The sequence below is a fragment of the Spiroplasma endosymbiont of Sarcophaga variegata genome (genome assembly GCF_965178695.1).
Taxonomy (GTDB): Bacteria; Bacillota_I; Bacilli_A; order Mycoplasmatales; family Mycoplasmataceae; genus Spiroplasma; species Spiroplasma poulsonii.
In genome coordinates this window covers 830,411-853,888 of the sequence record NZ_CBCXVU010000002.1, presented here as the reverse complement: position 1 = coordinate 853,888, position 23,478 = coordinate 830,411, and the positions used below count along the sequence as shown (strand labels likewise).

Annotated in this window: 18 protein-coding genes; 1 reads left to right on the top strand and 17 read right to left on the bottom strand. The window is 31.5% G+C overall.

Annotation, left to right across the window (positions count from 1 at the left end; translation table 4 throughout):
- Window positions 1-127: 127 nt before the first annotated feature.
- The 6 genes from ACOBME_RS06140 to ACOBME_RS06115 form a co-directional block, all read right to left on the bottom strand.
- Window positions 128-1,804, bottom strand: coding sequence for an MATE family efflux transporter (locus ACOBME_RS06140; protein ID WP_419334681.1), 1,677 nt, complete (start codon window positions 1,802-1,804; stop codon window positions 128-130).
- 68 nt (window positions 1,805-1,872) lie between these two features.
- Window positions 1,873-2,658, bottom strand: coding sequence for a TMEM164 family acyltransferase (locus ACOBME_RS06135; protein WP_338964873.1), 786 nt, complete (start codon window positions 2,656-2,658; stop codon window positions 1,873-1,875).
- A complete protein-coding gene (locus tag ACOBME_RS06130) occupies window positions 2,603-3,034 on the bottom strand; it encodes a hypothetical protein (protein WP_419334679.1) in 432 nt (143 codons plus the stop codon). Before ACOBME_RS06130 ends, ACOBME_RS06135 begins: the two co-directional genes overlap by 56 nt.
- A 15-nt stretch (window positions 3,035-3,049) precedes the next feature.
- Window positions 3,050-3,295, bottom strand: coding sequence for a hypothetical protein (locus ACOBME_RS06125; RefSeq protein WP_419335375.1), 246 nt, complete (start codon window positions 3,293-3,295; stop codon window positions 3,050-3,052).
- Window positions 3,296-3,379: 84 nt separating this feature from the next.
- Window positions 3,380-5,587, bottom strand: coding sequence for a PTS fructose transporter subunit IIABC (locus ACOBME_RS06120; protein ID WP_338964871.1), 2,208 nt, complete (start codon window positions 5,585-5,587; stop codon window positions 3,380-3,382).
- A gap of 130 nt (window positions 5,588-5,717) precedes the next feature.
- Entirely contained in the window at window positions 5,718-6,626 is a 909-nt protein-coding gene (locus ACOBME_RS06115; RefSeq protein WP_338964869.1) for a type I phosphomannose isomerase catalytic subunit, read from the bottom strand.
- 110 nt (window positions 6,627-6,736) lie between these two features.
- On the opposite strand from ACOBME_RS06115, the gene ACOBME_RS06110 reads away from it, so the two are divergent.
- Window positions 6,737-7,231: a hypothetical protein gene (locus ACOBME_RS06110; protein ID WP_419334677.1), complete on the top strand. Its 495-nt coding sequence runs from the start codon at window positions 6,737-6,739 to the stop codon at window positions 7,229-7,231.
- On the opposite strand, the gene ACOBME_RS06105 is transcribed toward ACOBME_RS06110, so the two are convergent.
- The 11 genes from ACOBME_RS06105 to rpoB form a co-directional block, all read right to left on the bottom strand.
- Window positions 7,221-7,697, bottom strand: a complete 477-nt coding sequence (locus ACOBME_RS06105) for a DUF3137 domain-containing protein (RefSeq protein WP_419334675.1) — start codon at window positions 7,695-7,697, stop codon at window positions 7,221-7,223. The genes ACOBME_RS06110 and ACOBME_RS06105 overlap by 11 nt on opposite strands.
- Before the next feature lie 112 nt (window positions 7,698-7,809).
- Complete coding sequence (locus ACOBME_RS06100; protein ID WP_338963247.1) at window positions 7,810-8,772, bottom strand: IS1/IS1595 family N-terminal zinc-binding domain-containing protein; 963 nt, start codon at window positions 8,770-8,772, stop codon at window positions 7,810-7,812.
- A gap of 46 nt (window positions 8,773-8,818) precedes the next feature.
- Window positions 8,819-9,175: a hypothetical protein gene (locus tag ACOBME_RS06095; RefSeq protein WP_419334673.1), complete on the bottom strand. Its 357-nt coding sequence runs from the start codon at window positions 9,173-9,175 to the stop codon at window positions 8,819-8,821.
- Window positions 9,176-9,444: 269 nt separating this feature from the next.
- The gene (locus ACOBME_RS06090) at window positions 9,445-10,059 is read right to left on the bottom strand and encodes a LemA family protein (RefSeq protein WP_419334671.1); all 615 of its coding nucleotides are present in this window, start codon (window positions 10,057-10,059) and stop codon (window positions 9,445-9,447) included.
- A 124-nt stretch (window positions 10,060-10,183) separates the two neighbouring features.
- Window positions 10,184-11,374: an elongation factor Tu gene (gene tuf, locus ACOBME_RS06085; protein ID WP_338964859.1), complete on the bottom strand. Its 1,191-nt coding sequence runs from the start codon at window positions 11,372-11,374 to the stop codon at window positions 10,184-10,186.
- A gap of 116 nt (window positions 11,375-11,490) precedes the next feature.
- Window positions 11,491-13,569, bottom strand: coding sequence for an elongation factor G (fusA, locus tag ACOBME_RS06080; protein WP_338964857.1), 2,079 nt, complete (start codon window positions 13,567-13,569; stop codon window positions 11,491-11,493).
- 23 nt (window positions 13,570-13,592) lie between these two features.
- Entirely contained in the window at window positions 13,593-14,060 is a 468-nt protein-coding gene (gene rpsG, locus ACOBME_RS06075) for a 30S ribosomal protein S7 (RefSeq protein WP_338964854.1), read from the bottom strand.
- Window positions 14,061-14,082: 22 nt separating this feature from the next.
- A complete protein-coding gene (rpsL, locus tag ACOBME_RS06070) occupies window positions 14,083-14,505 on the bottom strand; it encodes a 30S ribosomal protein S12 (protein WP_040094450.1) in 423 nt (140 codons plus the stop codon).
- A gap of 196 nt (window positions 14,506-14,701) precedes the next feature.
- On the bottom strand, window positions 14,702-15,664 hold the full coding sequence (locus ACOBME_RS06065; RefSeq protein ID WP_338963247.1) for an IS1/IS1595 family N-terminal zinc-binding domain-containing protein: 963 nt from the start codon (window positions 15,662-15,664) through the stop codon (window positions 14,702-14,704).
- A gap of 127 nt (window positions 15,665-15,791) precedes the next feature.
- The gene (gene rpoC / locus ACOBME_RS06060; RefSeq protein WP_338964843.1) at window positions 15,792-19,544 is read right to left on the bottom strand and encodes a DNA-directed RNA polymerase subunit beta'; all 3,753 of its coding nucleotides are present in this window, start codon (window positions 19,542-19,544) and stop codon (window positions 15,792-15,794) included.
- A 14-nt stretch (window positions 19,545-19,558) separates the two neighbouring features.
- Window positions 19,559-23,473 carry a DNA-directed RNA polymerase subunit beta gene (rpoB, locus tag ACOBME_RS06055; protein ID WP_338964841.1) on the bottom strand — a complete coding sequence of 1,305 codons (3,915 nt, stop codon included), beginning with the start codon at window positions 23,471-23,473 and terminating at the stop codon, window positions 19,559-19,561.
- Between the last annotated feature and the right edge of the window lie 5 nt (window positions 23,474-23,478).

The window sequence follows — 23,478 nt, the reverse complement described above, 5'->3', positions numbered from 1 at the left end:
TTAAATTTTGTCTAGCCACTTTTATACCCATTTTTTATTACAAAATAATTATATCATATATTCGCTATTTTTACCCGTTAAAATTAAAAACAATATTATACACAAAAAATAAAAAAATGCAAAATTTTTAAATTTCTTTTGCATTTTCTTTTAATTCTTTTACTTTATTGTCAAATTCAGTAATATGTTTTGTTGCTGTTAAATTTTTAACTCATTTTTTACGACTTAAAATTACGATCGCTCAAATTGCTTTTAGAATGTCTGCTGTTTGCATAATTAAAACAATATAAATAATATCTAAATTTGATGTAAAAATTAAAATTGCTAATAATGGAACAGGAACTAATCATATAAATAAAGCATCTAAAATAAACGCATTCATAACTGCCCCACCGGTTCTAATAATCGCATAACTTGTCGCAGCAATCATTAAACAAGGATATCAAAGACCATAAGCAAAGAGCATCCAGTGAGCAATTCTAAATGTTTCTGGCGTATTATTTCTAAATAATAATTCTGGTAAAAATCAACCACCGGCGACTAAAACTAATCCAGTAATAATTCCAACAAAGAAAGCTAAAATCACTAAATGTTTACCATTGTATTCTGCTTCTTCTAAATTATTAGCGCCCAAGCGACTACCAACTAACACTGAGGTTCCTGCTGAGAACCCATGGTACAATGGGGTATACAAGGCGGCAATTATTGTTGAAAAAATAGCATTTGCTGTCAGAGCATCTAGACTATAATATGCTCGTAGCTTAACCTGTAAAACCATTCCAACTGATCAAAAGATTTCATTTAACACAATTGGCCATGCCTTTTGAAACGCACGACGGGTAACATAGCCATCAAAACGATACCAATTACGAGGAATAAATTCATACCGTTTATATCAAAACAAAATAATAATAAAGATAAGTTGCAGAACCCGCGAAGCAGAGGTCGCAATTGCTGCTCCCTGCATCCCAATTCCTTTAAAATCGCCAAGAAAATGTGGTTCAATTAAAAATGGATTCATAAAACAATTTGTGCTTAAAGCAATAACTGAAATTCAAACCGCCAAACCAGCACACCCTGTTTCACGAAGTGTTGTAATAAATGCAATATTAATTGCTAATAATGGATATGATAAAGCAATAATTTTAAAATACTCTGCTCCTTCTTCCGTTGAAATTGATGCTGCTTGATATTCAAAGTATTTAAATCATTGAATTGCTAAGTCTTTATCACCTGGTTGTAATTGTTGAAAAACATCTGGATGTGGTGCATACTTAGGTGTTGTTGCAAAACTAATTAATTGGTAACCACAAAGTTGCGATAAAATTAACACAATAAAGCAAATAATTAAACAAACATAAATTTTTAATAAGGTAACTTCTTGCAATTCTTTGTATTTTTGTGCACCAAAATATTGTGCATTAAAAACACCAAACCCATAACAGATTCCACTTAAAATCGCAAACATAATAAAATAAAGTTGATTTGAAGCGGCAACTCCATTCATCGCTAATTGACCTGCCGTATAATGAAAACCAACATAGTTTCCTAAACCCCACTGTTCTCAAACTTCTTTTACATTATAAACATTATCTGCTCCAAAAATAGTTTTAATCTCATCAGCCAAATGTTGAAAACCATGCACATTGCTCTTAATTGCACTAGCAAAAAAATTATCAACTAAATCCGTTGACTCCATAATAATTTCTTGCAATGTTGCTAATAAAATTAAAGCTAAAGCTGTTGCATATCATTTTTTTGAAGCAAAAAATTTTGGTCGTTTCTTGCTTTGAATTTGTGTCATTGTATATCCCTTCCCATTCAGCTTAAATTACACTGCAAATATTATAATATAAAAAAAATAAAAAAACATTATTTTTTTATTTTTTTTAAACAATATTTTTGGTATAACTTATAGCACAATAAATTATGGTATGTTCATTCATCTTTTGAAAACCCTAATTTATTTTTCTTTGTTCGAACTAATTGTGCTGTATGATTATTAAAGTTAATTTGATACCACTGACCACAAGCATTCAACATTAAATGGCCAGTAACTGTTCCCAATGCTCCCAAGACAAATAAAGGCACGATTTGGGATGGATAACCACCCAGTAAATCACGAACATTAGTCCCGCCAAAACTTCAAACACCTTTACCCATATATTGAAAATTATCATTTAGAATTGCTGAAAATAATAACGCCAACAAAGCGTATATTAAAAACATTATTAAACTTCCCAAAATTTGTTTTTTATCATAACTTGGGGTTCCATAAAGGTGCATATGTCAACAAACAGCAATAATTAAAGCGTGATTCCCATAATGAGCTCAATAATAATAATTCCCAAAAGTATAAGCATCTGGTGGAAAAACTAAGGCCAAGATTGGCAATCACACTCCCCATGGCGCATAATACGAATATAAGTTTCTGGTTACTTTGCTATGCTGTGGACACAATAATAAAATTCCATAAATTAAATTTAATCATTTACATAACTCTAACGGTACAGCATCGGTTCAATTATCAGCGCGAATCGTTGAACCACTAGAAATTGTTTCATAAACACCTGGACTAATTAACCTAACTTTAACTCAAGCCTTATAAATTGGCAAGTGCAAACGATCAACAGCCCCAGTATCAAAAAAAATGAGCATATCATTGCCCCTCATATTGCACAATATTATTTTGTCCATATTGCAAACCATTAATTAAAATGTTATTATCACCATTAAACATTAAAGTTGGAATAACTTGATAATAATAAATGACTTTTAATAATCAAAAAATTAATCATGCAAAAATTAAATAACTACCCAAAGAATAACGAAAGGCATTCCTTGTTGCTAACTTCGCATTAAACTTTGGTAATAAAAAAACTAATAGTAATAAAACAACAACCATACTTAAACCAACACCAAATTCAATTCCAAAAGTAACGGGTCCATTCGGTTGTGCTCATTGACTACCTAAGGGGTCAAAAAAACCTCAAGGTCCGTTCCAACCACCAAAACTATAACTCATTAAACTCATTGGCGCCTCCATTTGCTACTTTTGCTTTTTCTTTTTTGCCTTTTGCTTTACTGCTAGTTTTTCTGTTTTTTTATTCTTGTGGTTTTTACAAATTTTCTGTCATAAACTTTCAATCTTGACTCTTTCACTATGATTTTCAATTTGATCTGTTTTTCGTTTAAAGAACAAAACAAGCCCAACAACAATTTCTAAAATTACAATGACGATTAATAATGCTGCTCATCACGGAAGAACATCAAACAATGATTTTACCATTAACATCACTTAATTTTCCTCCTTTATAATATCTACCATTATACACAAAAATAAAAAATTAATAACATTCGTTATTAATTTTTTATTTGCTTAACTTCGTTTTGATGATTGTTTTTTAGCGATATTGTTTTTGTTCTCTTTTTTAGCTGCTTTAATTTTTTTATCAGCAGCAACTTTATCAGAACGTGTTTTTAAAACAAATTGTTTCATTGAAATTGTTTCACCAGTACGTTTTTTATCAGCAATTTGTCAAAATCCATACATAAAGGCAGTAATTAACGCTCCAATCGCCATAAATAAGAATGCTAATAATGTTCATCCTCAAGCACCAGCTCAACCATAAACACCAGTGTCACCGTTTCCACGACCTAAAGCGGATAAGAACCCAACAATTGGACCACCATGTCCAGCTAAATCAGCAATCCCTACTGCTCCAGCTAATCCACCAGCAATCGCTGATCCAACAATATTACTTGGAATAACACGTTTTGGATCATTTACCGCAAACGGAATAGCTCCTTCTGAGATTCCGATGCAACCCATAAAGAACGCTGTTGAACCCATTGTTCGTTGTTCTTCATTATAAAATGGTTTAAAGATTCATGTTGCAATTCCCATTCCCATTGGTGCAACTGGGATTGCAACTGCCATTGCTCCCATTGGAGTATAAATTTTTGAACCAATTAAACCAGTACATGCTAAGAAAGCAACTTTATTAACTGGTCCTCCCATATCAAATCCAGCCATTGCCCCAATTAATAGACCAAAGGCTAATCCAATTGCCACATTAGCAGCATTTGAAATATTTCCTCATGTTTTTGAAATTCATTCTTGGAATTTTCCCATTACTCATCCAACTGTTGAACCAATTACGAACATCATAATCATTCCATAAATAAATCCAACAACAATTGGAATAAAGAAGATTGGCATTACTGGTTTTAAACCTTTTGGCACGTTTCATGCATTAATTCATTTAACGGTATAACCAACAGCTAATCCAGCCACAATCGCTCCAATAAATCCAGTTGGCGTATTAACTGCTTCAATCCCTGGTAAAGGATAAAAGTTAGCAACATTGTTACCAATAAATGAAACAACAATTGCTGGCGCAATTGCAGAACGACCAGCAATTGAGTTAGCAATAAATGCTCCTAAAACAGGAATCATTAACGTAAATGCTGATCCCCCCAAAATATTTAAATAATAGAAAAAGTTCTTAGGATCAGTTAATGGGTCAGTATAGAATAACTCTCCTCAATGTGCTGTTCCTCCTGCTGGGTCAGGAATTCAACCCATCCCTTTTGAAGAACCGTGGAAGTTTTCATAATTAGGACCATAAATTGCTTTCGCCAATCCTAATGAGATAGCAATAAAAATCCCCCCCAAGATAACAATTGGCACCATATATGATACCCCTGCCATCAAATGTTTCATAACTCCAACTTTCTGACCATTATTACCACCACTTTTTGTTGCAAACTCTCCAACTGGTGTAGTTTTTCCCTCTTTTAAAGCAGCATTAATAACTCCTTCAGGGTCTTTAATTGCTTTAGCAACGGGGCAAATATATACCTTTTTTCCACCAAATCTTGCCATATCAAGACCAATATCAGTTGCCGCAATAATTACTTCTGCTCGTTTAATTTCTGCTTCAGTAAAATCGTTACGAATTCCTTCTGCCCCATGCGTTTCAACTTTAATATCATATCCTAATTTTGGACCAGTTTGATTTAATTTATCAGCAGCCAGGAAAGTATGCGCTACTCCTGTTGCACAAGCTGTCATTGCTAAAATCAACGGTTTTTCACCAGTTGGTTTAGTAGTTTCTTTCGTATCGTTTTGATCAGAACCAGCTAATAGTGCTGCTTGAATTTTGTCCTTATTTGTTTCAACTTTCATTTCTTTTTTAAAGTTTTCATCCATTAATTTTCGAGCAACTTCACTTAATATTCCTAAATGAATATCACCTGATTTAGCCTCAGGAATAATTAAGGCAATTGCCACTTTTGTTGGTTTTCCATCCATTGCTTTTCAATCAATAGCATCTTTAAAACGAATAAACAAAACTGCTTCTTTTTTAACTTCTTTAATCCGCGCATGCGGAACTGCAAAACCATCTTCAAAACCTGTTGAAGATTCTTTTTCACGAGCCTCAAAACCTTTAACAAGTTCGTTCGGGTCAGAAACATACCCTAATGTTTCAGCCAACTTAGCAAGTTCTAAAAAAGCTTCTTCTTTAGTCTTTGCGGTTGAATCTAAAATGATATGCTTCTCATTAAAAATTTTATTATACATATAGTTTTTTCCTCCTACAATCTTAAATTTAACAAAAAAAAAAAAAAAAAGCAATAGAATACTTAAAAAAATCTATTTTTTTAAAAAAACTGGAATTTTTTTCTATAAAAAATGGTTTTGAATAAACCACTTATTTCTTATAACTTAGTAGGGCTTTCCCATTAACCTTAACCGTGATCTTTTGATTTAAATCAAAAATAATTGCTGATTCACCAGCTTTAAGCGTTTCTGTTCCAATTGTAATTTCCCCTTCAACAACTGTTACTTGCCCTCATTGCACTAATGATAAATCAAGGACCTGCGTTTTTGTTAATAAGTGTAAGGTAAAATATTGATTATCAACCAATATTCCTTCTATAATATGTTGGACTTGTTCATTTGAATCTGGAACTGTGGTTACATCAAAACACTCTTGTAAATGTAAGGGACGCAAGTTCCCATCTTTATCGGCTCGATCAAAATCATAAAAACGATATGTCACATCGGATGAACGCTGTAACTCAAAAACAGTCACTCCCGGTGTTATTGCATGAACTTTTCCCGGTGGGACATATAAAAAATCACCTTTCTTAACTTTTACTTTAGTAAATAATTGTTCTCATGCTTTTTGTTCCACCATTGTAATCAATTCCGTTTTGGTTTGGGCTTGATGACCATAAATCATTGTGGCATCAGATGAACAATCAAGAATATATCAACATTCTGGTTTTCCCAACATCTTATTGTGCTTTAAACTATATTCATCATCAGGATGCACTTGCACCGATAAATAATCATTTGCTGTAATAATTTTTGACAATAACGGAAACTCGCTTTCCGTAGTGCCAAAATATTCAGGATGGTTTTCATAAAATGATTTTAATGACGTTCATTGCTCTGGGCCAGTTGCAATATAACTCATACCATTATCTAACGCACTAATAACTCATGCTTCGCCATATAAATCATTTGTTGGTAATTGAAAGCCAAAATCCTTCAACTTGTGGCCCCCTCATAATCGTTCAGAAAAAAACGGGGTTACTTTAATTACTTTATACATAAATGTCCTCCTCAGGTTTTCATTTATATTTAACCATAAAAACCGAAAAAATAATATTATCTTATCAATTTATAGTAAGATATAAATAACTAGCAGAAAAGGAGTTCAGAATGGAAATTATTAATATTCGTAGCTATCTTAAAAAAATAAAGTGGCATTTGTTATGGCTTCTTGCCGCTTTGGGGTTGGTTACAATTATCTTTTTAATTATCTTTTTATTACAGAAAAAAATGTCAGCCCAAGATAAATTAATGTACTGTTCAATTTTTATTGTCATTAATTTGTTGCTATTATTTATTAACTATTTAATTATCAAAAACCCCTTTGTTTTTTCAAAAATTTATCGTTATGATGGTGAAAAAAATAGATTAAGTCTAAATTTTTACTTTTATATTTTTGTTTTTATTATTACCCTTGTTTTTTTCTTTTTAACAATTGTTTCAATCCAACTAATTTTAAAAACAACTTTTAACAATGCAATTAAACAATTATGATATGCTGGTTTTGGTTATGCCTTATGAAGTTGTTCTATTATTGGTGGTTTTAATACAGTAAATTTAATTATCTTAAACCGACCAATTCCCCCATCAAAACCTAATTCTTAAAATCATAGGCCTCAATTCACTGCAATGATTTTAATAATCATTCTAAATCATTACGAATAACATTAACAACATTGGTTATCGCTTCTTGGTAAGTTCCAACAAAACAAAAACCAAGCAACATCCCCGTTATATCATTAAAACTATTAACATTATAATTATTGAAAGAAATTGTAATATAACCACCATCAAATTGCATTAAGGGGATTTTCTTATTGTTATTAGCTAATTCAATTAGATTAACCATTACTTTTGGGGTTAATAGTTTTCGAATTAGAATTTGATAATTTGCATTAACAGCAAATATTTTTTCAAATTCTGTTGATTCTAAGTCCGTATTATCTTTTGATTTAAAGATTTTTAAAAAAGTTCGCATTGCCTTAATTGTCGCAATTAACATTCATAGTTCATTAACATCAATTATTAAATATGGATAACGTGTATAAATAATATCTTTGCTTTTCCCCATATCAATTAATTCCTTTAATTTTGTCGAAAACTCTTGATGAAATAAAAAAAATCATCAATATGACAATTTGAAAACTAATTTTGTGTAAGATTATGATTTTGCTTTAAATTTTTTAAACGTTAAAATATAATACCGTTGATTGTTGGTTTGGTGTTAAACCTTTGTGTTGGTATTTTCATTTTCAGAGCTTTAAATAATTTTGAATATTAGTGAAACCCAAACCATGATAATGAATTAAGGCTTCTTTAAGACTGGATTGTAATTTACTAATCTTATTTAACTTTTGATAACTAGTATCAGGGTTTGTACTAGTTTTGGTGGAATATAGAGTAGAATTTGTTTGTTTTGCTACTAATAAATATAGTGGTTGCATATCAGAAATAATTATTGATTTTTCTTTAATTAGTTGCTTATTCATATTTTCAATAATCCATTGTTTTTGTAATCTTTTGGTATTGGTGGATTGAACAAAAATATTATTATTGCTATCAACTGCCATTTGAATACAGCATTTGGTATCAGTTGAAAATGGATCGAGATGAGTTTTTCGTTTATCAAATTTATCTTTAAAATTGCCTTTATGAATTTCTTTAATAAATGTTTCATCCATTTGGATTTGACCATTTAATTTTTTAAATTTTAACTGTGTATTTTCTAATTGTTTTGATTGCATTAATTTTTGTCTATTATATCAAGCGGTTTTTGGGGTTGTTTTAATAAAACGAGAAATTATTTTACTAGATTGTCCTAACAATGAAATTTGAATTAATAAATTTCACTGTTCATAATTTAAATGACTTCAATAAGTAAAATGATGACGAAATGCATCAAAACTAGCACGACATTTTTTACATAAATATTTTTGTTTTCCTTCGGAATTATGACCATTTTTAACACAATGAAAAGATTTGCAATTAGGACATATAATGCCTTTATCTCTAAATTTTTGATCAATTTCATTTAAACGTTTTTGTTTTTTAATTAAGTCTGCTTGTTGTTTTATTTTTTCATAAAATTCTAAAAATTGATCATCTGTTAAGCTATTTATTAATTCTGTAATTATTTTTTTCATCATTTATTTACCTCTATATATTAAAAATATACCTAATTTTAGGTATATTTTATAAATATCAAGAGTTTTCGACAAAATTAAAGATTAATTCTTTACGGGTTAAAGTTCCAAACGAATAATTAACATTTGTTGTTTGAAAGTTAATAACATAATCTTGTCTAATTTCACTTTTTGCTGGGACTCCAACATAGGGAAAAAGATCAAAATCTTTTTTAACGGTGTCAACTTGATATTTCTTTGTTGTGATAGCATCTAATTCTGTTTGGTAGAATTTTGCTAAGGGCAATTCTTGAATAATAAGTTTTTGTAATTTAATTGCTTTTGAATATTTAAATGTTAAATATCCAGCACCACTTAACGAACCTAAACTAGCAAGAAAAATGAGAACTTGACCAGTAATTCCCACCGAACTTAGAGCTGCTAAAAAGAACAAACTAAGCTTAATAAAAGTTATTATTAATAAAAATCATAATAAAAATTTAATTATTACTAAAAACCAATTCAAAAACATATAGCGCTTTTTTAAATATTTAAAATTAATATTTGTTAATTTATGTTTCATAACCGGGTCGGTAAACTCTTGTGTAACAACCGCTTCTAAAGGTAATATATTATTTTCCATTGCTTCCTTTTAATTCCCCCATTAATTTAAAAAATAGAATTAGGAACAACTAATTATTGTCCTAAATCTATTTTAACATCTTGACGATCAACAGCATCTGCTTCAAAATATAAGAACGTGTTTAAACGTAATGAACTTGCCGCAACATTTGATGGCCAAGTTTTTAAACTGGCATTAAAATCACGAACTGCTGAATTATAGAAACGACGATCGGCAGCAATATTGTCTTCGCAATCTTTAATTCCTGTTTGTAATTCAATAACACTATTGTTTGCTTTTAAATCTGGATAATTTTCTAATAAAACATTAATTTTCCCCGCTTGACTAGTAATTGCATTATTAACCTTATCTAATTCTTTAACATTTAAGTTTTGATTAGTTTGACTTCTTAGCTCAACAATTGCTGTCAAAGTATCTTTTTCATACTTCATATATTGTTTTGTACTGTCAATTAATTTTGTTAACATATCAACTCTTCGCTTTAATTGAACGTCAATATCTGATGCTGTTTCCTCAATTTTTTCTTTATTACGAATCAAATTATTTCTTGATAAAATAAATAAGAAAATTGGAAAAATTAAAATAAACCAAATATAAACAAAGAATTTGCCAAAAAAACTACTTTTTGCTGCAACTTCTGCATTATTTACTGTTGGATTATATCCCATTTTTGTTCCTCCTTTACGGGGGGCCTATTTGTTAATCATTATATAAGAAAATAATAATAAAAACAAGATAAACTTTTAAATAATAAAAAATAGCTCGTACTTGAGCTATTTTTAAAAAAGTTAATTATTTAATAATTGAAACAACTGTTCCGGCACCGATTGTACGACCACCTTCACGAATTGAGAATTTTGTTCCTTCTTCAATCGCAACTGGGGCAATTAATTCAACTGTCATTTCAACATTATCAGCTGGCATAACCATTTCTACTCCAGCTGGTAATTTAATTGAACCTGTAACATCGGTTGTACGGAAATAAAATTGTGGACGGTAATTTCCGAAGAATGGTGTATGACGCCCTCCTTCTTCTTTACTTAAAACATAAACTTGTGCTTTAAATTCTTTATGTGGTTTAACTGAACCTGGTTTTGCAATAACTTGCCCACGTTCAACATCGTCGCGGTTTACTCCACGTAATAAAATCCCAACATTGTCTCCAGCTTTAGCGTCATCTAATAATTTTCTGAACATTTCTAAACCTGTTGCAACAACTTTTTTAGTGTCTTCTTTTAATCCAATAATTTCAACTTCTTCATTAACTTTAACAACCCCACGTTCAACACGTCCTGTTGCAACTGTTCCACGTCCTGTAATTGTGAAAACATCTTCAACTGGCATCATAAATGGTTTTGCGATATCTCTTTCTGGTTCTGGAATTCAAGTATCAATTGCATCCATTAATTCCATAATTTTTTCTTCTCATTGAGGATCACCTTCAAGTGCTTTTAACGCTGATCCTCTAATAACTGGGGTATTTTCTCCATCAAATCCGTATTCACTTAATAGGTCTCTAACTTCCATTTCAACTAAGTCGATCATTTCAGTATCGTCACCAATCATGTCACATTTGTTTAAGAAAACAACCATTTTTGGTACACCAACTTGTCTTGATAATAAGATATGTTCTCTTGTTTGAGGCATTGGCCCATCAGTTGCCGCAACAACTAAAATCGCACCATCCATTTGTGCGGCCCCTGTAATCATGTTTTTAACATAATCGGCATGGCCTGGACAGTCAACATGAGCATAATGTCTTTTTTCAGTACGGTATTCAACGTGTGAAGTATTAATTGTAATTCCACGTTCTTTTTCTTCAGGTGCTTTATCGATATTATCATATCCTTGTGCTTCTGCAAATCCTTTTTTAGCTAATACAGTTGTAATAGCTGCTGTTAGGGTTGTTTTACCGTGGTCAACGTGACCAATTGTTCCAACGTTTACGTGTGGTAAACTTCTATCAAATTTTTGTTTTGCCATTTTAATCTTTTCCTCCTATATTTAATAGACAAATGTCATAACTATTGTAAATTAATTTGTCTTGCTTTGCAATCCTTTTTTAATAATGGTGGATAAAAACCATCGGTGTAATAACCTTATTCAGCTGATTTTCCAGCTTTTTTAATAATTTCTTCGGTAACTGATTTTGGTGCTTCTTGATAGTGTGAGAATAACATTGTGTATGTTCCTCGCCCTTGTGTAAAGCTTCGTAAATCAGTTGCATATCCAAACATTTCTGATAATGGAACTTTTGCCTTAACAACTTGGGCATTTCCACGTTGATCATTTCCTTCGATTTGACCACGACGTGATGATAAGTTCCCCATTACATCTCCATAGTATTCTTCTGGAACAGTAACTTCAACCGCCATAATTGGTTCTAAAATAACTGGTTTAGATTTTTTTGCCGCTTCTTTTAAAGCTAAACTAGCAGCAAATTCATACGCCATTTGTGATGAATCGACATCATGGTATGACCCATCAAATAAAGTTGCTTTAATATCAATCATTGGATACCCTGCTAATTTACCAGTTTGCATTGATTCTTCAATTCCTTTTTTAACAGAACCAATAAATTCTTTGGGAATTTTTCCCCCAACAATTGCATCAACGAATTCAAAACCTTTATCATGGTTTGGTTCAAACTTAATTCATACGTGACCATATTGTCCACGTCCTCCTGATTGCTTAATGTATTTTCCTTCTACTTCCGCACTATCTTTGAAGGTTTCACGATATGAAACTTGTGGTGCTCCAACATTGGTTTCCACCTTAAATTCACGTTTCATTCGATCAACTAGAATGTCTAAGTGCAACTCACCCATTCCAGCAATAATTGTTTGCCCTGTTTCTTCATTTGTTCATGTTCTAAATGTTGGATCTTCTTCTGCTAATTTTTGTAATGCTAAACTCACTTTTTCTTGGTCTGCTTTTGTTTTTGGTTCTAACGCTAAACTAATAACTGGTTCTGGGAAAACCATTGATTCTAAGATTACTTCATTTTTTTCATCACAAAGAGTATCTCCCGTTGTTGTTAACTTTAGCCCAACTGCAGCAGCAATATCACCCGCATAAACTTCTTCAATTTCTTCACGATTATTAGCGTGCATTTTTAATAACCGTCCAATTCGTTCACTCTTATCTTTTGTTGAGTTTAAAACAGAACTTCCTTTTTTTAATACTCCTGAATAAACTCGGAAAAATGTTAATTTTCCAACAAAAGGATCAGTCATAATTTTAAATGCTAACGCTGAAAATGGTTCACTATCATTTGTATGACGTTCAACTTCTGCTCCGTTTGCTAATACTCCTTTAATCGCTGGAATATCAACTGGCGAAGGTAAGTAGTCAATTACCCCATCCAACAGTAATTTAACTCCTTTATTTTTAAAGGCACTTCCACAAAAGACTGGAAAAAAGTCTCCCGTTAATGTTGCCGCACGAATTGCACTTTTAATTTCAGAAATTGTAATTTCATTACCATCCAAGTATTTTAGCATTAACTCTTCATTGAAATTAACAACTGCTTCAATTAATCTTGTACGATATTCTTCCACTAAATCTTTTAAATCATCAGGAATTGGAATTTCTTGGGCTTCTTCATTTGCTGCTCCATCGTAATGGTAAGCTTTACGTTCCACAATATCAATGATTCCTGAAAATTGATCTTCTGCGCCAATTGGGATTTGCACTGGATGTGCATTTGCTTGTAAACGGTTATGAATTGTTTTTACTGAGTATAAAAAGTCAGCTCCAATTTTATCCATTTTGTTAACAAAGACAACTCGTGGTACCCCATAAGTTGTTGCTTGTCTTCAAACGGTTTCTGTTTGGGGTTCAACTCCTGATTGTCCATCAAGAACAGCAACTGCCCCGTCTAATACTCGCAATGATCTTTCTACTTCCACAGTAAAGTCAACGTGACCTGGAGTATCAATAATATTTAAACGAATATTTTTTCAAAAGGCTGTTGTTGACGCAGAAGTAATTGTAATTCCACGTTCTTGTTCTTGGGCCATTCAGTCCATTTGACTAGCCCCGTCATGTGTTTCTCCAATTTTATGAATTTTACCAGTATGGAATAAAATCCGCTCTGTTGTTGTGGTTTTCCCAGCATCAATGTGCGCCATAATTCCAATATTTCTCGTATTTTCTAGAGAATATTCTCTTGCCATTTTTAGATTCCTTTCTGTGTTTCTTATCAACGATAATGGGCGAAAGCTTTATTTGCTTCTGCCATTTTATGTGTATCATCTTTTTTCTTTACTGACCCACCAATACCATTTGAGGCATCAATAATTTCATTTGCTAAACGATCAATCATACTTTTTTCATTACGTAATCTTGCATAATTAATTAATCATCTTAATCCTAAAGTAACTTTACGATCATCATTTACTTCAATTGGGACTTGGTAATTAGCTCCCCCAATTCGACGAACTTTTAGTTCTAAATGTGGTGTGATGTTTTCAATTGCTTTTTTAAACACTTCTAGTGGTTCACTATTTGTTTTTTCTTTTACAATATCAAATGCTCCATATAAAATTGTTTGAGCAACTCCCCTTTTCCCATCAATCATAATCTTATTAATTGCACGAGTCACTAATTTTGAACTATAAATTGGATCTGGTAAAACATCTCTTTTCTCTGCTTGGCGTTTACGCATAAAACTCCTCCTTTCTTTTTATCTAAGCTTTAGTTGCTTTTGGTCTTTTTGTACCATATAGTGAACGTCCTTGTTGACGGTTATTAACTCCGGCAGTATCCAACGTTCCACGAATAATATGGTAACGTACCCCTGGTAAGTCTTTAACCCTTCCTCCACGGATTAAAACAACACTATGTTCTTGTAAGTTATGGCCTTCACCTGGAATATATGCTGTTACTTCCATTCCGTTTGTTAAACGAACACGGGCATATTTTCGTAACGCTGAGTTTGGTTTTTTTGGTGTCATTGTCGCAACACGAGTACAAACTCCTCTTTTTTGTGGTGAGGTTACATCAGTTGGTTTTTTTTGTAAAGAGTTTAGCCCTCTATTTAAAGCGGGGGCTTTTGTTTTTCACACTTTTTCTTTACGTGGTTTACGAACTAATTGGTTAATTGTTGGCATTAAACTTGCTCCTTTCTTTTTCACATATCCGAGTGTATCAAAGAATACAATCCATATATTATATTACATAAAACCCAAAATTAAGTCAATAATTATCTTTAATTTTGTCGAAAACTCTTGATGAAATAAAAAAAATCATCAATATGACAATTTGAAAACTAATTTTGTGTAAGATTATGATTTTGCTTTAAATTTTTTAAACGTTAAAATATAATACCGTTGATTGTTGGTTTGGTGTTAAACCTTTGTGTTGGTATTTTCATTTTCAGAGCTTTAAATAATTTTGAATATTAGTGAAACCCAAACCATGATAATGAATTAAGGCTTCTTTAAGACTGGATTGTAATTTACTAATCTTATTTAACTTTTGATAACTAGTATCAGGGTTTGTACTAGTTTTGGTGGAATATAGAGTAGAATTTGTTTGTTTTGCTACTAATAAATATAGTGGTTGCATATCAGAAATAATTATTGATTTTTCTTTAATTAGTTGCTTATTCATATTTTCAATAATCCATTGTTTTTGTAATCTTTTGGTATTGGTGGATTGAACAAAAATATTATTATTGCTATCAACTGCCATTTGAATACAGCATTTGGTATCAGTTGAAAATGGATCGAGATGAGTTTTTCGTTTATCAAATTTATCTTTAAAATTGCCTTTATGAATTTCTTTAATAAATGTTTCATCCATTTGGATTTGACCATTTAATTTTTTAAATTTTAACTGTGTATTTTCTAATTGTTTTGATTGCATTAATTTTTGTCGATTATATCAAGCGGTTTTTGGGGTTGTTTTAATAAAACGAGAAATTATTTTACTAGATTGTCCTAACAATGAAATTTGAATTAATAAATTTCACTGTTCATAATTTAAATGACTTCAATAAGTAAAATGATGACGAAATGCATCAAAACTAGCACGACATTTTTTACATAAATATTTTTGTTTTCCTTCGGAATTATGACCATTTTTAACACAATGAAAAGATTTGCAATTAGGACATATAATGCCTTTATCTCTAAATTTTTGATCAATTTCATTTAAACGTTTTTGTTTTTTAATTAAGTCTGCTTGTTGTTTTATTTTTTCATAAAATTCTAAAAATTGATCATCTGTTAAGCTATTTATTAATTCTGTAATTATTTTTTTCATCATTTATTTACCTCCATATATTAAAAATATACCTAATTTTAGGTATATTTTATAAATATCAAGAGTTTTCGACAAAATTAAAGATAATTATTTAACTGTTTATCATAAAAAAAGACCAGACGGTCTTTTTTTAATATTCTTCAGCTTTTGCCGCAATTCCGGCTGTAATAATATCTTTCGGATTTTTTAATCCTGTTCCAGCTGGAATTAAATGTCCTAACATAATATTTTCTTTTAAGCCTTCTAAACGATCAACTTTTCCTTTAATAATTGCTTTAACTAACACACGCGTTGTATCTTGGAATGAAGCGGACGATAAGAATGACTCTGATTCTAATGGTGCTTTCTTAATTCCAAAAATAACATGTTTAGCAGTTGGTGGTTTTTTCATTGAACGAACTGCTTTAATTGTTTTATTACGATAGCGTTTAATTGTTACAATTTCACCTGGCAATAAATCAGTATCACCAGCATCAATGATTTTAACTTTATTCAACATTTGTTTAACAATAATTTCAATATATTTGTCTGAGATTTCAATCCCTTGTAAACGATAAACACGTTGAACTTCTTTTAAAATGTAATTGTGAACATCTTCAATCTTAGCAATTTCTAATAATTCTTTAATATTAATTGAACCTTCCGTTAACTTTTGTCCACGAACAACTTTATCACCAATTTTAACTCGTAAAACGGCATTATATTGTGTTTTATATTTTCGTTCATCACTATCTGATGCAACATAAATGGTATGAATTCCACTTTCATCACGAATGTCACTAATAACTCCATCAATTTCTGAAATAACAGCAATTGATCCTTTTGGTGTTGTAACATCTAATAATTCTTTAATCCGTGGTAACCCTTGGGTAATATCAGCTCCACCAGCAACACCTCCAGTATGGAAAGTACGCATTGTTAACTGTGTCCCTGGTTCTCCAATTGATTGGGCCGCAATTGTCCCAACTGCTTCACCAATTTCAACTTCCATTCCTGTCGCAAGGTTTTTTCCATAACAACGTTGACAAATTCCTTTTTCAGCTTCACAAGTTAAAACTGAACGAATTATCACTTCTTTAATCCCACTAGCAACAATCGCTGCACTATCTTCTTCTGATAACAATGTATTCGCTGTGATTACTTTACCATTTTTTAATTTAATATCTTTTAAATTATAACGCCCAACTAAACGGTCAAATAATGGCACAATAATATTTGAGTGTTTTTGTTCAATAATATCAGAAACAACAAAACCACGACGAGCATTACAGTCTTTTATTGTAATAATAATTTCTTGTGAAACGTCAACTAAACGTCTTGTTAAATAACCTGAATCCGCAGTTTTTAACGCCACATCAGCCATCCCTTTTCGTGCCCCGTGGGTTGAAATAAAGAACTCGGATACGGTTAATCCTTCTCGGAACGAAGATTTAATTGGTAATTCAATAATATCTCCTTTCGGGTTGTTCATTAATCCCCGCATCCCAACTAACTGCGTAAAGTTTGAAACATTCCCCCGTGCTCCTGAATCAGCCATCATAAAGATTGGGTTTTTAGGATCTTCTCGTAAAACATGTTCTAATTCTGTTTGAATGTTATCTTTTACTTTTGATCATACGTTAATAATTCGATGTTGTTTTTCACGACCTGTTAACATTCCCATTTTAAAGTATTCATTAATTTCTTTAACCTTATTATCTGCTTCTTTAAACTCTTCTTGTTTTTTATCATAAACCTTAACATCGCCCGCTGAAACAGTTACCCCTGATTTACCTGAGTATTTAAACCCTGAGTTTTTCATGTTATCTAACATTTCAGCGGTTTTATTTGCTCCATAAAGTTTAAAGTAACGATCAATAATGTTTGATAAGTCTTTTTTCTTAAATGGTGGATTGACCTCCCATTTTTCTAAATACTCAACTAAATTAACATTATCCTTAATTAATGAACGAGCTGGTAATGCTGTCAAGTTTTGAACATTTGGTTCATTTAAATATGGAAACTCTTCTTTAAAAATTTGGTTAAAAATAATTTTTCCTGGTGTTGTAATAATATAATCATCCATTTGTTCAGGTTTGAATTTTTTATTAGCAAAACCACTGGCAGGAATTGCAACTAAGGCATGTAAGGCTACGGCCCCAGTTTCATAAGCAATAACTGCTTCGTTTAAATCTTTAAAAATTGTTCCTTCACCCAATTGTCCTTTTTCTTCATATGTTAAGTAATAATTTCCTAACACCATATCTTGGGTTGGCGTTACAATTGGTTTTCCATCTTTTGGTCCTAAAATATTACGACTTCCTAGCATTAAACTACGTGCTTCAGCAACAGCTTCATCGGTAATCGGAACATGAACCGCCATTTGATCACCATCAAAGTCGGCATTAAACGCTGTTGTCACTAAGGGGTGCAAACGAATTGCTTTTCCTTTAACTAATTTTGGTTCAAAAGCCTGAATTCCTAAACGGTGCAATGTTGGCGCACGGTTTAATAACACTGGTCGTGATTTAATGACTTCTTCTAAAACTTCTCACACTTTGTCATCTTGATTTAAAATTAATTTTTCAGCAACTTTAATATTTGCTGCTAAACCATCCTTCACTAATTTACTAATAATAAATGGTTTAAACAATGTAATTGCCATATCACGAGGTAATCCACATTGATACATTTTTAAATCTGGCCCAATTGCAATAACTGAACGTCCTGAATAATCAACTCTTTTTCCTAATAAGTTTTGACGGAAACGACCTTGTTTTCCTTTTAAAATACTTGTTAATGATTTTAATGGTCGTTTATCTTTTCCAGTTACTGGCCGTGCTTTTCGTTCATTATCTAATAATGCATCCACAGCCTCTTGTAACATCCTTTTTTCATTATTAACAATAACACTTGGTGCTCCCATTGCTTTAACTTTTTTTAATCGTTCGTTTCGAATAATAATTCGACGGTATAAATCGTTAATTTCTGAAGTAGTGAAACGACCACCATCTAATTGAATAATTGGTCGAATATCTGGCGGAATAACTGGAACTGCACGCAGAATCATTCATTCTGGACGTGAACCTGATTTTTTTAATGAGTCTAATACTTCTAAACGTTTCATTAATTTATTTTGATCTAATTGTGTTTTTTTATCTTTTAAATCTTGTTTAATCTTTTCAATTTCATCATCAATATTTAGATTTTTTAATAATGTTTCAACTGCTTCAGCTCCAATTCCAAAACGAGCATTAGTATGGCGATTAATAAACTGTGCACATTCATCCATTGAAAAAGGTAATGAAGTATTTTTTAAATCCTCAATCATTGTTTCGCCAGCCTCATAAGCAACAGTCCCTTGTTCTAACGTATCTAAAATTTCTCGTAATGTTTTTGTTAAACGTTGACGAGTTGCTGCTGAAGTTTTGGCATTTCCTAAATCTAAAACCATTTTTTGTTTTAATGATTTAGCATCACCAGCATCCAAGACAATATACGACACGAAATAAACAACTTCTTCTAATTCTTTTGTTTTCATATCTAAAATTAATGCAATTCGACTTGGCGCTGCTTTTAACATTCAAATATGACTAACTGGTTCTTCTAATTCGATGTGACCCATACGTTCACGACGAACAATTGCTTCTGTAATTTCAACACCACAACGTTCACAAATTTTTCCTTTATTTTTTGATTTTTTATACTTCCCACAAGCACATTCAAAGTTTTTAGTTGGCCCAAAAATCTTTTCATCAAATAAACCATCACGTTCTGGTTTTAAAGTTTTATAATTAATTGTTTCTGGTTTTTTTACTTCACCATATGATCAACCACGAATGTCTTCAGGGTTCGCTAAACCGATTTTAATCATACAATTATTTTTTTCATTATTTTCAACCATTTTCTCTGCCCCCCTTAATTTAATTCTTCTTGATCATCAACATAATCAATTTTGCTTTCAATATCACCATTGCCATAAGAGTCTTCTTCTAAATTATTTTGCAAATCAAATTCATCATCAATTTTAGCAAAACCATCTAAAATGTCATCTTGTTGTGGTTCCCGATTTGTATTTAAAATAAAATTATCAATATCAAATTCATCTTCAAATTCATCATTATCGGTCAACAAATCTTCATCAACATAATCTGATTCATCATAGCTTTTAATGTTTTTAATGTTTCCTTCTTCATCAATCATATGAATATTAAATCCTAATCCTTGAATTTCACGAGTTAAAACATTAAATGATTCTGGAATCCCTGGTTCAGGAATCTTTTTGTCTTTTACAATCGATTCATAAGCACGAGTTCTTCCTTTAATATCATCTGATTTAATTGTTAAAATTTCTCGTAGGGTATGTGCTGCACCATAAGCTTCTAACGCCCATACTTCCATTTCTCCAAAACGTTGTCCCCCATTTTGAGCTTTTCCTCCTAATGGTTGCTGTGTAATTAACGAGTATGGTCCAACATTTCGGGCATGTAATTTATCATCAACCATGTGTGATAATTTCAACATATACATTACTCCCACCGAAACTGGATTATCAAATTTTTCACCCGTACGACCATCAATTAAAACTTCTTTCCCGAAGTTTTTCATGTTAGCTTTTTCCATAATTTCAATTAATTCTTCATTTGTCATTCCATCAAAAACTGGCGTCGAAACTTTTTGTCCTAATTTTTTAGCCGCCATTCCCAAGTGAATTTCTAGCACCTGACCAATATTCATCCGCGATGGTACTCCTAATGGATTTAACATAATATCAATTGGGGTTCCATCTTCCATATGGGGCATATCTTCTAATGGTAAAATTTTTGAAATAACCCCTTTGTTTCCATGGCGTCCAGCCATTTTATCTCCCTCTTGAATTTTTCGTTTTTGAACAATATAAATTTTAATTACTTCTAAAACATCAGCAAATAATTCATATTTTTCACGAGGAAAACGTTTAATTGCTTGAATAATTCCTTCACCACCATTTGGTACACGTAATGAATTATCTTTAACATTTTTTGATTTTTCACCAAAAATTGCTTGTAACAATTTATCTTCTGGTGATAATTGGGTTTGACCTTTTGGTGTTACTTTTCCAACTAAAATGTCACCTGGTTTAACTTCTGTTCCAATAATGACCAATCCATCATCATCTAAGAATTTACGAGCATTCTCCGAAATATTTGTAATTTCACGAGTAATCTCTTCTGCTCCTTGTTTTGTTTGACGGCGTTCAATTGTATACTCTTCAATATGAATCGATGTAAAAACATCCTCTGAAACTAAGCGTTCAGAAACAATAATAGCATCTTCATAGTTATAACCATTTCAAGTTGTAAAGGCAACAACAACATTTTGCCCCAATGCCAACTCTCCTTTATCAATTGATGGTCCATCCGCTAAAACTTGTCCTTTTTCAACTTTTTGACCCTGTTTTACTAATGGAACATGTGTCAATGAAGTTCCTTGATTACTACGTACAAAAGTATCTAAATTATAATTCTTTAGCCCTTCTTTTGTTTTTAAAACAATTCTTGTTGCATCAACATAATCAACACTACCATCATATTGTGACACAATCGCTAATCCTGAATCACGTGCTGCCGCATATTCAACTCCTGTCCCAACATATGGTGAATTTGGTGAAATTAGTGGAATTGCTTGACGTTGCATATTAGCTCCCATTAAAGCACGGTTAGCATCATCATTTTCTAAAAAAGGAATACAACTTGTCGCAATTGAAACAATTTGTTTTGGTGAAACATCGACATAGTCAACATCATTACGCGTTGCAATAATATTTTCACCTTGGAATCGTGCAACTACTTGTTCATCTAAGATTTCACCTTTATCACTTAAACGAATATTTGCTTGTGCAACAACATAATTTTTTTCTTGATCTGCTGTTAAATAATCATTTTCAGCAGTAACTTTGCAGTCAATCACACGACGATATGGTGTTTCAATAAACCCAAAGGCATTAATTTTAGCATATGTTGCTAAATTATTAATTAATCCAATATTGGGTCCTTCTGGTGTTTCAATCGGGCAAATTCGTCCATAATGTGAGTAATGGACATCCCGCACTTCTAATCCAGCACGTTCTCTTGATAACCCTCCTGGCCCCAGCGCTGTTAACCGACGCTTATTTGTTAACTCTGCTAATGGATTTGTTTGATCCATAAATTGTGATAACTGTGATAAATTGAAAAATTCTCCAATAATAGCAGACAATGGTTTATTATTAATAATATTTGATGGTTTCATTTTGAATAAGTTTGATGTTGACATTTTTTCTTTAACATTTTTTTCAATTCTTAATAAACCAATACGAAATTGATTTTGTAATAATTCTCCAATTGTACGAACACGACGGTTTCCTAAATGATCAATATCGTCAACTTCACCAATTCCATCCGTTAAATTTAATAAATATGAAAATGTTGCCAAAATATCTGGTACAGTAACATATTCATCAGTTGCATTTGGATCAATTCCAATAATGTTTGCTAAACGCGTGCGAACTTCATTATCAACATAAACTTTAATTTTTTGAATTTTTTTTGAACAAGTAACTTTATCACTAAATTTAACTTCTTCTAAACAAGCTCCCGCTTTTAAAACTCCTTTTAGTTTATTAATGGCTTCTTTATCCATTAAAGTTCCTTCTTTAAAAACAACTTTACCATTAACATCTTTAATATCCTCGGCTAAAACTTTGTTATAAATTCGGTTTTCAACAGATAATTTTTGAACTAATTTAAAACGTCCCGCTTTTGTTAAATCATATTTACGTTTATCAAATAATAATCCGTATAAATATTTTGTTGCACCATCAGGTGTTGCGGTTTCTCCTGAACGAATTTTTTTATAAATTTCTTGAACCGCAATACTTTGATCATAAGCAATGTCACCAGTATATGGATCTAATTCATAAGTGCTTTTTACTAATTTATTGTCACCAAAAATATCTAGTGCATCCTCTTTAACAATTCCTAATGCCGTTAAGAAATTAGCAACTGATACTTTTCGAGATTTATCAATCTTTATATAAAAAACATTTTCAAAGCGTTCTTCTTTTCCCACTTTAATTTTTTTATGATCTGATTCAAATTCTAACCATGTTCCTCGTGATGGAATTAAATCAACATAATAAACATTTTCCCCATTTTTACGGTTTAAATCAATTTTATAATATGCTCCTGGTGAACGAATCAATTGTGAAACAACAACCTTTTCTGAACCATTAACAATAAAAGTTCCTTTTCCAGTCATTAATGGAAAATCACCAAAAAAGACCTCTCCTTCTTTTTCAATTGTAATATCCACTAATAACCTATCTTCTAGTCTTTCCGTAATTGTTACCGTACATGTTGCTGTTTCATCGCCAGAGTGAATATCATAATAAATAACATCTGGTGATTTTTTTAAAATTGTGATCATGTGTCCAACACGTTCTTCAATTCATGATTTAATTAATTCTGGTTCCCCTTTAACAATTAATTTTTCTACTTCTAAATCTTTTGAATTAATTGTTAATTTTAAATTGGAATAAATTGGTGCTTCAAAAATTTTTGACTCATCTTTTGCTTGAGAAATAGTTCGCCGCGGCTCTCTAAATTCTCAATTTAACATCTCTAAAACAATATTTCCCTCATGTCCTACAATTGGAAATACCTCACTGAACACTTCGCTAATACCGATTTTCTTAAATCAATCATATGTTTCAGTTTGAATTTCAATTAAGTTTGGTAAATCTAAATTCCCACTTACTTTTGTATAATCGATTCTTTTAGCATAGTGCCCAAATTCTTTTTCTTTTAATGCCATTAATT